We start from the raw sequence: 13847 nt of genomic DNA on the forward strand, positions 1-13847 counted from the left end.
CTCGGCCGCCAAGCCGGCCGCAAAACCAGGTCCGGCACCGGCTACAGCTACATCCACACCGCCGTCGACGACCACTCCCGCCTCGCCTACAGCGAAATCCTCGAAGACGAGAAGAAGGAGACCGCCACAGGCTTCTGTGCCCGGGCCCACGCTTACGTCGCCGCCTGCGGCATCACCGTCGAACGCGTCCTCACCGACAACGGCTCCTGCTACAAGTCCTAGACCTGGCGGGACGCACTGGCAGCAGCCCAGATCACCCATAGCGAACCCGGCCCTACCGGCCCCAGACCAACTGCGAGGATCTGGGAGCGTTCTTCCGGCCGGTCTGACCCACAGACCAACCGGCCGCTCGTGCCTTGTTGCCGATGTGTCGGCCGGCCGGGAGAACGCGTGCGGCTGCACCGGCGGGCTGCCGGATGTGACCTGATAAGAGCCTGGCTCACGCGCCTCATCGCAGTGTGTCCCCGGTGCTCCGTCGGTGCGGCTCCAGCCATGTGGACCGCCAGGAGGACAGGTGCCCAGCAGTTGCATCACGAGTGTGACCCTCGGAGTCGACACCCACGCGGACGTCCATGTCGCTGCCGCTCTCGACCAGCTCGGCCGTCGGCTGGGCACGCTCGCCGTTCCCTCGACACCAGAGGGCTATGCCTCTCTGGAATTCTGGGCTGCAAGCATGGGCACCATTGAACAGATCGGCCTGGAGGGCACCGGTTGCTACGGCGCCGGCCTTTCCAGGTGGATGCGGCAGCGGGGCCACCGGGTCCTCGAGGTCAACCGCCCCGACCACCAGACACGCCGCCGCCGCGGGAAGTCCGATGCGGTGGACGCCGAGGCCGCCGCACGAGCAGTGCAGTCCGGCACTGCCACGGCCATACCGAAGTCCGGTGACGGCGCCGTCGAAATGATCCGGACCCTGAGAGTTGCCCGTCGCAGTGCGATGAAAGCCCGCACCCATGCCGTCAACCAGCTCAAGGCCCCTGATCGTGACCGCTCCTGACACTCTCCGCGAGTGCATCCGCGGGATGCACCGGGCGGAACTGATCCGCACCGTCACACGGTGGCGGCCCGGGACTGAGCCAGACACGCTGACCACGGTCACCAAGCTGGCGATGAGGTCCATCGGCCTCCGCTACGTCCAGCTGGATGACGAAATCACGGAGCTCGACCGCCACCTCCACAGGCTCGTCACCCAGGCAGCAGCTGAGCTCATGGCTGTCAAAGGACTCGGGGCCGAAACAGTCGCAGCCCTGCTCATCGCTGTCGGCGACAACCGCGAAAGGCTCCGATCCGAGTCCGCCTTCGCCCACCTCTGCGGAGTCGCCCCGATCCCCGCATCCTCAGGCAAGACCAGCCGGCACCGCCTCAACCGCGGAGGCGACCGGCAGGCCAACCACGCCCTCTACATGATCACGGTCACCCGAATGGCCTGGGAACCACGCACACGCGCCTACGTCGCCCGCAGGACGGCCGAAGGCAAGACGAAGACCGAGATCATCCGTTGTTTGAAACGGCACATCGCACGCGAGATCTACCGCTTGCTCGTCCCCCGCATCCCAGCCCAGCCACCCTCCCAACGAGACTTGGCGACCGCAGCCTGACTGTCCTTGACAGCTATAGGAGCATCGGCAAGGTCGAACGCCTCAACCGCACGCTCCTGGACGAGTGGGCCTACGCCCGCCCCTACCAGTCAGAGCAGGAACGACGCGATGCCTTCCCCAAGTGGCTCCACACCTACAATCACCACCGCGGACACACCGCCCTCGCAGGCAAACCACCCGCCAGCCGCGTCCCCAACCGCACAGGGCAATACAACTAACTTGTTCTACATCTACCAAGATCTTCCGGGTTTGCCGATGGCGTTGAGGGTTCAGCGCGTTTGATGGTTTTGCCGACGTCGTAGCGGGGTGCCCGGTGCTTGTTCTTGGCACCGGGTGGCCGCCCGGTGCCGGCGTCTCGCGGTTTGGGAACGCGGGCCGGGCAGGCGAGGTGAGCGCGGATGTTCCTGAACCCCCGGCGGACCCGGGCCGGGGTGAGCCGGCCGGATGTGGGGGGATTCTCCCACATCCGGCGAGGGGCCGGGCGAGCCGGAGCTGGGTGTGGGCGACGTCAGGATCCAGGTCCACCGGTCCGCGGCCTCGGGAGTACGGAGTTTCGGCGTGGTCCAGCCCAGCGTCTGCTTCGCGAAGCGGAAGGTGTGCTCCAGGTCGAAGCGGCGGAGAAACGCCTGCCAGAAGCGGTCTACGTCGTCCTGGGTGGCGCCGGTCTTCGAGGACCACAACCACACCGGCGGAGCATCTCGTTCCTTCGACAGGTGCTCAACCTCCAGTCGCAACAACGTCCCTTCCACCAAGGAAAGTTAGCCGTCGTGGTCCAGCCATGAGGAACGGTGGGTGAGCCGGGGGTGAACCCGGTCCCATGCCTGGGTTGCGGCCTTGCCGTAGTTGGTGGTGTCCGTGATCGTGGTGATCGCGGGCTCGGGCAAGGTTTCCGGTTTGGTGAACCGGAATTCCGGGCCGTGCTTGGGCGGCCGACCGTTCACGCCGTGCATCCGCGGCGGCTTCGGCAGACATTCGCAGGCGCGTTCGGTGCTCCGGGAGGCGAAGCGGTCATCGCCGCAGCACCGAGCGTCAAGGCGCCCAAGCGGCAGCTTGCCGCTGCCGGTACTGGCCTCCAAATGCAACCGGAAGTCAACGAGGCCCCTTACTGGCGGAGCCTGAAGGAGGGCGAGGAAACCGGCAGCGACTACTGCCACGGAAGCCACTACGCGTGGACCCTGCGGCTGGGCGACATGGAAGCGTGCACAGCCGGAGCCGGGTCGGGCCTCGGGGACGGCCTGCACATCCGCGACTTCGCCACCGGAACCGTCGAAGGCCTGCCGGCCCAGCCCAACCGAACCTGGCTCCCCGCCGTCTCGGCCACCCAGGCGCTGACGACCGAGAAGCGCGCGGACGGCACGCTCGCCCTGCACCTGGTGGGCCGCAGCAACGAATCGCGCAAGGACGTTCTCGTGGTGACGTCGGAGCGGATCGACGGACAGGTCTCCGTGAAGGAGGCCGATGCGCGGGGCGCGCTGCTCCGCTACCAAGGACCCACGGGCGTACGTCTCGGCCTGGTCGACTACGCCTCGGCGACCATGCGCGCCCTCCCGCTGCCGGCCGAAGCCAATGACCTGGGCGACGTCCCCGCCGGCCTGGGCCGGCAGTGGACGGCGGTGTTCACGGCGAAGGACAAGATCAGCCTGGTGCCCAGGACGGGCACCGCCGCGCCCAGGACGATCACCGCAGTCGCCTCCTACGGCTACCTGCACCAGACGGGCGACTGGGTGATCAATGCCCGGGCGGACTCTCCAGCGGGGAATTGGTGGCGTACCCACTCGCCGGCGGAACCGCGCGCACCGTACTGCCCGCGCTCGCGGGCAACCCCGTCGCCGGCACCGACGGAAACCTGTACGCGATCGGCGGGCCGGACCGATACCACTGGGGCCTCCACCGCATCTCGCTGAACGCGCAGGGCATTCCGGTGACGGAGGAACTCGAGCCCCTCCCGTCACAGCCCGTCCAGCGCTACGGGCCTACGCTGACGCACGGCGAGCTAACTGTCCGGCAGACCGACGACTTCGAGCACAGCACCCACGCGTACCGGGCCTCGCTCTCGGGCCCCATGACGGTCTCCGCCACACCCGCGTGGAGCTGCAGCATCGTGCACGACCTGATCTGTTCCCACCCCTCGCGGGACGTGGGGTGGGCAACCGGAGACGGGCGGCTCGTCTCGGCCACCCCGGGCATCCACAGCAACTGCCTCGAAACGGCGTGCAACAGCGACTTCCTCGTCCAGGAGACGCGCCCCGGCGGAGCCCGCCGCACGTTTCCCCTGACCACGCCCGTTACCGGACCGCTCAAGATGGCGGAGGTCAAAGCAGTCTCCGGCCGCTACGCCGTGATCTCGGCGATCACGACCGTGGGCCGTCAAGCCCGCGGCTTCGTCGTAGACATCGACGCCGACAAGGTCCTCGACGTCAACGTGGACGCGACAGGAGTGTTCTCCCTGTGGGGTTCTCTCCTGTGGCGGCCCGACGGTGACACCGGAGCCGTCGCCGCCACGGACCTGCGAACGAACCAGGTCGTCAAACGGGTGGACCTCCGGACGGGTTGCCGTGCAGGAGAACTCCAGGTGGCCGGAGACTGGTTCTACACGTCATGCTCTCGCAACGCCGCCGCCTATACCTACTCCGCCTTCCACGCGCCCACAGGCAGGGCATTCCCGCTGCCCTTCGCCGACACGGAGCGCAGCGAGGCGCAGCTCGGGGACGGCTACGTCGTGAACCGGACGCGTGATGGCCTGTACGTGTACAACCTGCGCTCCGGCGCGGTCGTGCGCGAGCACGCCGCCTACCTGTCCACCTATTGGAAGCAGTGGACCGTCGACAAGTTCGGCGGCGGCGTCGCCTACATCGACGACAAGGACGCCAAGGACGAGATCCACCTCATCGGAGTCACCGGCAAGGCCTCACCGCTGACGGTCATCGACCAGTCGGTCCCCGCCACCGTCACGGCCAAGAGCGCCACCAGCGGCAACACGCGCTGGTGGCTGTCCAAGCCGGCAGCCTCCTGGAAGCTGACGGTACGCAACACGACCTCCGGGATCACCTCGGTGATACGCAGTGGGGGAGAGGCTCGCGGGGTGATCGACGTCGCCTGGAACGGCACGGACCAAAGCGGCAGGCGCCTCTACGGCGGGGTGCACGAGTGGACCCTCACAGTCCAGCCGGCCGACGGGGGAGCGGCCCTGAAGTCGACCGGGACCTTGACGTTCGCGAACGCCGGTACCGCCATACGGCTCGCCCCGCAACGTCCTTGACCAAGGCCCGAAGCCGGGCGCCCCGCCCTGGCTCCCTCATTTGAGGAGCCGGGGCCCGGCCTTCCCGGACCGCCCTGTGGGCGGGCAAGCTGACCGGGCGGGTGGGTTTCGGGCAGCGGTCCGCTGGCCAAGGCCCACCGGCAAGGGAGTTCCATCGCGCAGACCAGGGCAGCCAGCGGACCGCCCCTTCCCACGCGGACCCGGGCAGCGACCGGCTCGGAGGTTTTGGGGCGGCCTACCTGCAGCTCGATCGACACCGCAAAGAGGTCCAGCCGACTGGTTCACCGGTGACGCCGCTGAAGATGCGCACGAATCGCGCGGGATGAGTACGCGCGGTCCGCCAGGACGGTGTCCGGTCGGGTCCGCGGCCTTCTCGACCCGCTTCGCGGCATACGGATGCCGGCCATGACGGCCTCGAAGGCTGGGGCTTCGCCCGCCTGACCCGCGGTAACGCGGAGGACCAAGGGTCGTGCGTGGCTGTCGCTGGCGAGGTGGACTTTCGTGCTCAGGCCGCCGCGGGAACGTCCGAGTGTATGGTCGTCGGGCTCAGCCCGATCTGGCGCCCCTTTTTCCTGGCTCCGGCGGCGTGCTGGTGGGCTCGGCAGACGGTGGAGTCCACTGACACGGTCCAGCCGAGTTCCTGACGGACAAAGGTGCAGGTGGAGGCCCTGCGTGAGGCGATGTCCTCGATCGCGGAAGGGGCGCGGCCGTGCCACGTACGCCACGTCTACTGCGTGCTGCGGTGAAAGGCGTGCGCCGGTGACGGACGCGGCAGCTATACGGCATGGATTCGGCCAGGAAGACAATAGGAAGAGGCTGCTCGTTGCTCTCCGCAGGCAGAGATCCGATGGGTCCGTGGGCCACGCTGGCTGATATGCCTGTGGTGACGTGATCTTTTTCCCGATAGCGTTCATTCGTGCCCGCACTCCGGAACTGAAACTCCGAAATGCGGACATGGCCGTTCCGCCACACTGACCATGGGCGGTCCGGCACGCGCCATCACATCATCGGGGGATGAAGTTCGGGGGGCCTTTCGGTTCCACGCCTGTTCAGGTCGCCCATGCGGGCTTCCTCCTCCTTGCGACGAACGCAAGGGACTATCGAATGAACCGCAACACCATGCGCCTGGCGGCCGTGTCCCCGTTGCCGCCGTAGCGTTCGGGGCGGGTGCTGGCCTGGCCCAGGCAACCCCGGCACCCACGCCGGCTCCGCAGACCCTCTCGGTCACGCATCAGGCGGAAGCCCAGCAGGCCGCGCGCGCCCTGCTGGACGGCCCGTTGGCGGTCAAGCTGACGCCTGCGGAAAAGGCTGAGATGGAGCGGATCGCCGCCGGCGAGGCCGCCACCGCGAGCCGGTGGGCCGCTATCAAGGCCGCGTTCAGCAAGGTTGGCGGCTTCGCGAAAGCCATCGCGGGCAAGTACAGCGACTTCAAGAAGTGGTACGACGGCCTGCCGTGGTACGCCCGGGCGCCTCTCGCGGCCGTCTCCCCGGGTCTGACGCTCTTGGAGATCTACAACGCCATGCACTGAGCGTGACGATGCCGTCGGTCCGCCGACGGCATCCTCTCTGAGGTAATGCCGGCCGGGTCCGCCACGGTTGCGCGCAGCGGACCCGGCCGACAGCCCGAATACGTACGAGAGGGAGTACCTCCATGATGTCCGCCACCCCAACCGGGTCATCGAAGCGTGCCGCTACCGCAGGGACCTGGGTGCTGCCGCTCATCCTGCTCGCGCCGCTGGCTGTGATCGGGCTCCTGGTGGAGCCTTTGTCCACAGCATGGCGGGTAGTTTGCTGGGTCCTGTGGGGTCTGTCGGCCCTCTCGATCGTCGCGGGATGGACGACCGTGGTACGTCACGGAATGCGCGCCCCGGCCGCATGGGTTCTGTGCGTCCTGACGCACGCCGTACTCGCCTGGCGTCTTATCGCCCTCGTCTCCGGGTGAGAACCCCAGCGCCGGGCTCAATTTCCACTGCCGGAGTGACGAACGAGGAAAGGGGCCGCCGTCGGGGGAAGAAGACCGCAGCAGGCCCTCCGGTTTCCACGCCTGTTCAGGCCATCCGCGCGGTCTTCCTCCCCCTTGCGATAACGCAGTGAAACCCTACATGAGCGGTCCGGAGAGGAATACCTGATGGAGAAGGGTGACGTACTCGTCGAGGCCAGCGGCCTCGGCCGGTCCTTCGGCGACAAACGCGTCCTCTCAGAGGTCTCCTTGACCCTCCGCTCCGGCGAGGTGACCGGATTCGCCGGCGCCAATGGCGCGGGCAAGTCCACCGCGATCCGGCTGATGCTGGGCCTGACGCGCGGTGAGGGCAAGACCCTCTACCTGGGGCGCCGCCTGTCCGACTGGAGGGCTCCCGGCACAGTGGTAGGGGCGGTCCTGGGCGGGGTGGCGGGCCACCCCAAACATCGGGTGCGTACCCACCTGCGCATGGTCGCCGCCGGTTCCGCCGCCCCTGACAGGCGCGTCGACGAACTGCTGGAGGTAGTGGGACTGACGCGGGCCGCCACACTCCTCCTGGAGCAACTTTCGCTGGGCATGGCGCAGCGCGTGGCCATCGCTCAAGCCCTCCTGGGTGACCCGCCCGCGCTGATCCTCGACGAGCCGGCGAACGGTCTCGACCCGCACTCGATCCGCTGGCTGCGCGACTTCCTACGCTCCCAGGCCTCGCAGGGACGCGCCGTCATGGTGTCGAGCCACCTCCTCGGAGAAATGGAACAACTGGCGGACCATGTAGTGGTCCTCTCCCACGGGCGCGTCGTCGCTTCAGGGCGGATGGACGAGCTGCTGACCCGTGCCGCCACCCTGCGGGGCGTCACCGTCGAGGCTCCGAACCTTCCGAAACTGGCCCGGCTGGTCGAGGCGGCGGGCGGCACCCTGACTCCCCTGGGCGAGGAGAGCGCCCACGTGACGGGGGTCGACAGGAAACGGATCGCCATGCTGGCTCTGGAGGGCAGAGTGCCGCTGTACTGGCTGCACGAGGAGAGCCCGTCGCTCGAGGACTTCTACCTCGGCGTCGCGGAAGAGGAGTTCAGGATCTCGTGAGTCGCTCCCAAGACGAGTCCGTACGCCGCCGGGTGCCTCTGTCCGACGCCGTGGCGACGCCTCCGTCCATGCCACCCCCACCTCTCCGGCTGCCAGTGCCCGTGTCGCGTACCGCGGCCCTGCTGCGTGCCTGCCGCTACGAGTGGCGACACCTGGCAGGACTGCGCTCCACCTGGGCGCTGCTCGGCGTGGTGGTGCTCCTTAGTCTCCTCACCGGCATCACCGTGCTCCTCGATCTCAGCACGCGCGGGACCAGCCCCGCTGCGATGGCCGATGTAATCGCCTGGACGCCGCTCGCGACGCAGATCCCCGTCTTGTGCTTCTTCGTCCTCGTCCTCGGCACCGGCCCTGTCTCCACAGAGCTGGTGCGCGGCGCTGCCCGCACGACGTGGCTGTCGGCGAACGGCCGGAGCACTGCGTATGCCGCCAAGTGCGCCGTCGGCTTCCTCACCGGAGCCGGCATCGCGGCAGGGAGCGCACTCTTGGGTGCCCTGTCCTCCGCGGTCGTCCTCGCCGTGAAGGGCGTTCCCCAGCCCGCCTGGACCGAGGTGCTGTTCCCCGCCTCCCGCTTCGTGCTCTGGATGGGTTGCTGGGCTCTCTTGTGCCTGGCACTGGTGTCGCTGATACGCAGCCGGATCATCCCAGTCCTGATGCTGTGCATGTGGCCGTTGATCGTAGAGAGGCTGGTGGGCGGGTTGCTGGGATACCTGCCAGGCCTCGACGGGGTTGGCGGCTGGCTCCCCTTCGCCGCTGGCCGGGCGATGCTGACGGACGTCTCTGCCTACCCGCCGGAGGACCGCTCCTTCGTCCAAACCCTGGTCGGCTCGCACCTGTCCACGTCCACGTCAACAGCGCTCTTCTGCCTCTACACCGTCCTTCTGACGGCTGCGGGCTACTGGGCGTACCGAGGCCGGGACGCGCCCTCCAGTTGAACGCCCGAACCCCAGCGCGCGGCAGACGTCACCGCAGACAGGGACTCCAGCATGCTGCACAGCCCACCGCGGACCGGCCCGAAGGTGGGATCCTCTCGCACTCGGTCCCTGGCGTGCGCGCCTGCGCGATGGCGGGGCTGCGAGCGCTGGAGGCGGTGTGCGTCGAGGAGTACGACCGCTCCTGGACGACCCTCGGCGGCGGTGGTCCGGCAGGCGACCGCGGTCCTGTTGCCGTGGGCCGACCACCTACCGCAGGAACTCCTCAGTCGCAGATCGCTGTCGGGCTGTTCGGACGTTCCAAGCGCCACCGGGACGGCACCGAGCTTCACGTCGTCCACGTTGAGGACAAACGCGGCTCAGCGGACCCGGCGTAAGTAACATCGCTTCATCGCTGGTGGTCGCCGGGGGCGTATCGGCTCCATGTTCCTCCGGCTTCGGTGACCACACACGGTGAGCTGTCTTTCCACTCCTGCTGGCATGCCTCGTCACTCGGGAAAAGTGAAGCCCAGTTCGCGCAGGCGGGGCAGGCAGGCTTCGAGACACTGCTCCACCGACGCAGCATCGGTTCGCACGAGGATGTCGTCACGCAAGGGGGCGCCACTGGCCACGAACGTCCAGGGCTTCCGCCTCTCTGCCATCCGCTCAGCGTCAGCCTTGAACAGCACGGTTATGCCCTGTTCGGCCAGCGCCTCCATGATCGCGACAATGTCCACCGGTGACCCCTCCAGAAGTGACTCGAACACACCACGGTGAACCTATCCGTCCGAGGACGCACCGCGATCCTCGCCACCCAGAGTGACCAACGAGGGCTGTCCAAGCTGGAATACGCGACACCTCAACATGCGGGCCTACAGTCCCAACGCGGAGAGCTCGTGCGTCGTGCCCGTCCGGGCGGACCAGGGTGCTCAGCGCCGAAGTCGCCCGCGGAGCGGGTGGTCTGAGTACGTGCGCCCTTGTGGACGCCACGAGGCGCGCGGCGCGAGGGGAGTGATCACCTCAGAGGGTCGCGGCGAAGTGACACTCCAGAGCCCGCTGCGCAGGGCATCGTCGCCGACCCGGCTCGAGGAGCCGTCGGCGCATCTGCAATTCGGAGGAACTCAAGGGATGTCGCACAAACGGCACCATCCGCCGGTGCCGGAGCGACAGCGAGGGCACCGGAACTACGTGATGGGCGTACTTGATGGTGTTGCTAAAGGCGCCTGACCCGCCGGAAGCCGGGTTCACCGGAAGCCGGATTTCCAGGCCCCGGTGAAACGGATTCTCAGGCCCCGGTGATGGGCTGCCGCGCCGGGGGTTTCTGCACTTTCTGCACCGCTCTGCGTACCGCACGCGTAGATCCAGGCCAGCCTCGGCCGGGGCGGCCTCAAGCGCCCAGGACTTCGAGCCGCTGATCCGGCCGGGTCTGCGCTGCGATGGGGCCGCCTCTCCCCGTCGGAGGCGACGAAGGTGACGAGCGCGGCGAGCCGGTCCCGCAGGGCGGCGATCCGGCTGGCCACGGGGCAGACGACCCCGTACGGTCTCAGCCCGACATAGACGGGGACGCCCATGGCGTACTCCGGTTCGGCCTTGTCCGAGACGAAGAGGTAGCTGCCGGTCTCGCGGTGGACGAACTGGGCGTCGGGTATCTCCAGGGCGGCCTACCGTGTGACGAGGGCCTAAACTGCGGCCTTGTGTCTCGCCCTCCGCCCGGGCCCGCTCCTAATCTCTCTGCATCTGGAGTTGCTGCTCCTGGCGCCATCGGAGCCGGAACGCACGTTCCTGCTCCTCCCGTTCCCGCTTTCGCCGTTCCTCCGCGTCCAGGTGGGTGATCTCCGCCTCGGCGTACTGCGGCGCCGTCCAGAGGGTCCCCAGGCGGGCAGAGGGCTGCGGACGGAGGCGCGCCGCCGGTGCGGCACCACGCGACCGGCGAACACCCACCGCAGGAACTCCGCGGCCGGCACTCCTTGCGGCCCCCCACCTCCCAGTGCTTGCCGGAGGACTTCGAGAGGCCCTCCCTGATGGCCAAGGTGCCGTCGGCGGTCTCCACGCGAGCCCACGGGACCGCCGCCGAACCACGGTGCCCGCACCCGGTCGCTGAACCACACCGAGGACACCCCGTCCTCTCTACGAGGGGCCGAGCCTTCCTACGATGCCCGACTCCCACTCATCCGGGTGCCGTTGGCAGCACGTACAGGAGGCTAGCGCCGAGGCGGAGATGACTTCCCGACCTCCGGGGTATGCCAGGTTGATCTGCGCGGCCTGGTCGAAGGGAAAGTTGACCTCTACAAGGCGCACGGCAGCAGCCACTGCCGCAGGCAGCTCGGACACCAAAAGCGGTTGTGTTGGTACGCCGCATCGCGCGTAGCGCTCGTCGTGTTCCTCGTCCCAGGTGAACAGATACGGCGCCCGTACCAGCTCGACGACACAGTACGAAGGACAATCATCCTCCCCGCAGTGCGCGTCGAACCACTCCGGGTGACGCGTCTTGGCCCAGGCCGTCGCCTCATCCAGGGTCTGTTCATGGGCGTTTGCCGCCGAGGGCACCGGGCCGAACGCGGAATAGAACAACCCGACTCGGCTGAACGGATCGACCGCCCACCAGTGGAACTGGAGTCCCCAGCGAGGATGCGCAAAGCTGCTCGATACTGTCATGCGGTAAGCCTATGGAGGCGTCATAACTCCTTCTGTGTCACCGGGCGGCTTGACCTACGGCGAAGCCTGGCGTTCATTCCCATCCGATCCGGTCGTACCCAGTTGGAGGAAACATCGCCCGGACGGGCCGATCCACCTTGCTCAGGCCGCGCATTACGCACCGCACAGCGTCGCACTCCACGAAGGACCACGACCTGATCTGTGCCCCTGCCTTGCGGGTCGGGCCGGGTAGGGTTGGTCGCGTGCCTCGACATGCGAAGAAGCCCCGCCGACTGGTCGCCGACGGGCGCGTGTACATGTGGACGATGAGCCACAGCCACCGACGAGACCACGACGGCCGGTCCGTGGACTGCCGCCACATCCTCACCCTGTCTCCGCAGCCGGCCGGCGCCGGTGGTCCGCTGCGTATCGCCTTCGCCGACGGGCCCGGGCGGTACGTTCCGGGTGGGGCGCCCTTCGGCTCCGGGGACGTCGGGTTCACCCAGGGTGCGGACTTGAACCTGCATGAGCCGGGCGCCGTACGGGCCCTGCTGGACGTGGCGCTGGCCCGCGGGTGGCAGCCGGAGGAGCGGCGAGCGGTGGAGGTCGACGGCTGGACCCTCCTGGAGGCGGCGGCCGCCGCGAAATCCGGCCTCATGAGTTCGTAGGGAGTGCGGGAGTGCCTCCGGCCTCCCGCGCGGAACCTGGCGACGAGCAGTGTGCCGTGCAGGGGCCCGGCCAGGGAGACTCGGCCGGCAGATATTGGCGGACTACGGCACGCTCAAGCGCTCGTTCGACGGTGCTCGGCTCGGTTCACGGCGGCGTCGGGACTACGGTGCGACAGGCGGCGTGAGCGCACCGGTGGGGCGGCTCAGCCGGCCCTCAAGGCCGCAAGGAAGTCCAGTCGGGTCTCCAGGCGGGCCAGATCCCGGCCGGTGAGCTGCTCGATACGGGTAATGCGGTGGCGCAACGAGTTGACGTGAAGGTGCAATTGGGCGGCGCACTTGATCCAGGACGCGTCGCATTCGAGGAACCGTTCCAGCGTGCGCAGCAGGTCGGTTTGGTGTCGGCTGTCGTGATCGCGCAGGGGGCCGAGGAGACGGGCGGCGAAGGCCTGCCGGGTCTCGGCCGGGATGAGCGGCAGCAGCGACAGGATGTGCGAGGTGAGGTCGTCGGGGCCGCGCACGGTCACTCGTTCCGGGCCCTCCTCGGCGACCCGCAGCGCGGTGCGGGCCTCGTCCAGCGCTCGGCGTGCGCTGCCGGCCGCTTCTACCGGAGAGCTGACACCGATGGAGAGGCGACCGCTCGGGCCGAGCCAGCGCGCGAGCGCCGCGGCGATCCTCTGCTGCAGGGCGGCGCAGTCCAGGGCCGGTCCGGGGAGCGCGTCCGTGGGCTCGGGCAGCAGGAGGAGGAGTACGGCCTGTTCGGCGTCGATGGTGCCGGAAATCTGTTCCGGGGATACCCGCACCGGATCGTCCGGTTGGACGAGGGCCTCCTCTAGAAACGCGCGCAGGGCGGAGGCAGGGATGGGGCCGGTCCCGCGCCGGCGGTCCCCTCCTGCCCCGGCGCCATGGTGTCCGACCTGATCGGGCACCTGGGGAGTCCAGCGGTACGTTGCCCACCTCCTGCCGGAGCAGTCCGCCGAGGCCCCGGACCCGGGTGATCTCTCCCTGTACGGGACCCCCGCCGACCCGGAGATCCGGGCCGCCCGGCCCGTGCCGGGCCGGGCGCCGAACCGGGGGCCGGTGTCGCAGGCGCTGATCGACTGGTGCACCGAGGGCGCACGGGCCCTGGAGGGCCTGCTGCGCGGGCTCGGGCCCGATGTGCCGGTGGGGAGCTGGTCGGCGGAGCGGACCTCGGGTTTCTGGCTGCGGATGCAGACGATCGAGCTGGCTGTCCACCGCTGGGACGCCGAGGCCGCGGTGGCGACACCGAGCGCCTTGGACCCCCGTTTGGCGGCGGACGCCGTGACGCAGAGCTTCGAGGTGAGGGTCCCGCGCGGGACGATCCCGGCCCGGGGCGCGGCGGGGCGCGGGCGAGCGATACCGATTCCGGAGCACGGACGGTCCCGAATCCTGGACCCTCGCCTTCCGGGCGGACGGGAATCCGGTCGGAGCCCGGCACCACCGGCCCGGAGGACGTCGAGGCCGCGGGCCCCGCCTCGGACCTCGCCCTCTTCCTCGGGGGCCGCCTTCCCGCCACCGCCCGGCGGACCACGGCTGACGCCGGGCTGCTCCCGCGTTACTTCGCGCTGGTCCCGCCGGTCTGATCGCCCCCGCCGGTCTGACGGCCCGCCGGGGAAGCCGTATCGCTTATCGGCGGCGCCTGAGGCACGGCCTTCGGCTCCGGAGGCCGTGCCGGCCGGGGTTGCCGGGACACGGTTACCCGGCCCCGGCGGATGAGGG

General features: G+C 68.9%; 8 protein-coding genes and 6 pseudogenes. 9 read left to right on the top strand and 5 right to left on the bottom strand.

From position 1 onward, the window contains the following. The 3 pseudogenes from ACWDX7_RS13080 to ACWDX7_RS13090 all read left to right on the top strand — a co-directional run. Positions 1-293, top strand: a pseudogene (locus ACWDX7_RS13080) (DDE-type integrase/transposase/recombinase); the annotation flags it as partial. A 221-nt stretch (positions 294-514) separates the two neighbouring features. Then, a pseudogene (locus tag ACWDX7_RS13085) lies at positions 515-1598 on the top strand (IS110 family transposase). Positions 1599-1624: 26 nt separating this feature from the next. Next, positions 1625-1816 (top strand): annotated as a pseudogene (locus ACWDX7_RS13090) (integrase core domain-containing protein); the annotation flags it as partial. A gap of 12 nt (positions 1817-1828) precedes the next feature. On the opposite strand, the pseudogene ACWDX7_RS13095 reads toward ACWDX7_RS13090, so the two are convergent. Next, positions 1829-2557, bottom strand: a pseudogene (locus tag ACWDX7_RS13095) (NF041680 family putative transposase); the annotation flags it as partial. Between the two features lie 803 nt (positions 2558-3360). Between ACWDX7_RS13095 and ACWDX7_RS13100 the strand changes: the two are divergent. After that, complete coding sequence (locus tag ACWDX7_RS13100) at positions 3361-4857, top strand: hypothetical protein (RefSeq protein ID WP_451493121.1); 1497 nt, start codon at positions 3361-3363, stop codon at positions 4855-4857. A 290-nt stretch (positions 4858-5147) separates the two neighbouring features. Here ACWDX7_RS13100 and ACWDX7_RS13105 read toward each other — a convergent pair. Next, a pseudogene (locus tag ACWDX7_RS13105) lies at positions 5148-5497 on the bottom strand (transposase); the annotation flags it as partial. Positions 5498-6134: 637 nt separating this feature from the next. Between ACWDX7_RS13105 and ACWDX7_RS13110 the strand changes: the two are divergent. From ACWDX7_RS13110 to ACWDX7_RS13120, 3 genes are all read left to right on the top strand, one after another. Continuing rightward, entirely contained in the window at positions 6135-6386 is a 252-nt protein-coding gene (locus ACWDX7_RS13110) for a hypothetical protein (protein WP_451493120.1), read from the top strand. Between the two features lie 599 nt (positions 6387-6985). Then, on the top strand, positions 6986-7900 hold the full coding sequence (locus ACWDX7_RS13115; protein ID WP_451493119.1) for an ABC transporter ATP-binding protein: 915 nt from the start codon (positions 6986-6988) through the stop codon (positions 7898-7900). 101 nt (positions 7901-8001) lie between these two features. Further along, positions 8002-8832 (top strand): hypothetical protein, encoded by an 831-nt coding sequence (locus ACWDX7_RS13120; RefSeq protein ID WP_451493118.1) that lies wholly within the window; start codon positions 8002-8004, stop codon positions 8830-8832. Positions 8833-9317: 485 nt separating this feature from the next. Here ACWDX7_RS13120 and ACWDX7_RS13125 read toward each other — a convergent pair whose 3' ends face one another. Then, a complete protein-coding gene (locus ACWDX7_RS13125) occupies positions 9318-9545 on the bottom strand; it encodes a hypothetical protein (protein ID WP_052877024.1) in 228 nt (75 codons plus the stop codon). A gap of 1390 nt (positions 9546-10935) precedes the next feature. Then, positions 10936-11463 carry a hypothetical protein gene (locus ACWDX7_RS13130; protein ID WP_451493117.1) on the bottom strand — a complete coding sequence of 176 codons (528 nt, stop codon included), beginning with the start codon at positions 11461-11463 and terminating at the stop codon, positions 10936-10938. A 242-nt stretch (positions 11464-11705) separates the two neighbouring features. On the opposite strand from ACWDX7_RS13130, the gene ACWDX7_RS13135 reads away from it, so the two are divergent. Further along, positions 11706-12110, top strand: a complete 405-nt coding sequence (locus tag ACWDX7_RS13135) for a hypothetical protein (protein WP_451493116.1) — start codon at positions 11706-11708, stop codon at positions 12108-12110. 203 nt (positions 12111-12313) lie between these two features. Here the strand turns inward: ACWDX7_RS13135 and ACWDX7_RS13140 are convergent, their stop codons facing one another. After that, positions 12314-12910, bottom strand: coding sequence for a PucR family transcriptional regulator (locus ACWDX7_RS13140; RefSeq protein WP_451750451.1), 597 nt, complete (start codon positions 12908-12910; stop codon positions 12314-12316). Between the two features lie 142 nt (positions 12911-13052). Between ACWDX7_RS13140 and ACWDX7_RS13145 the strand changes: the two are divergent. Next, a pseudogene (locus tag ACWDX7_RS13145) lies at positions 13053-13844 on the top strand (maleylpyruvate isomerase N-terminal domain-containing protein); the annotation flags it as partial. Positions 13845-13847 lie beyond the last annotated feature (3 nt).

The sequence above is a fragment of the Streptomyces sp. NPDC003034 genome (genome assembly GCF_053591375.1).

Bases quoted from the DNA above. Each gene is read 5' to 3' on its own strand.
- ACWDX7_RS13115 (WP_451493119.1), top strand. From the start codon at position 6,986: ATGGAGAAGGGTGACGTACTCGTCGAGGCCAGCGGCCTCGGCCGGTCC.
- ACWDX7_RS13130 (WP_451493117.1), bottom strand. From the start codon at position 11,463: ATGACAGTATCGAGCAGCTTTGCGCATCCTCGCTGGGGACTCCAGTTC.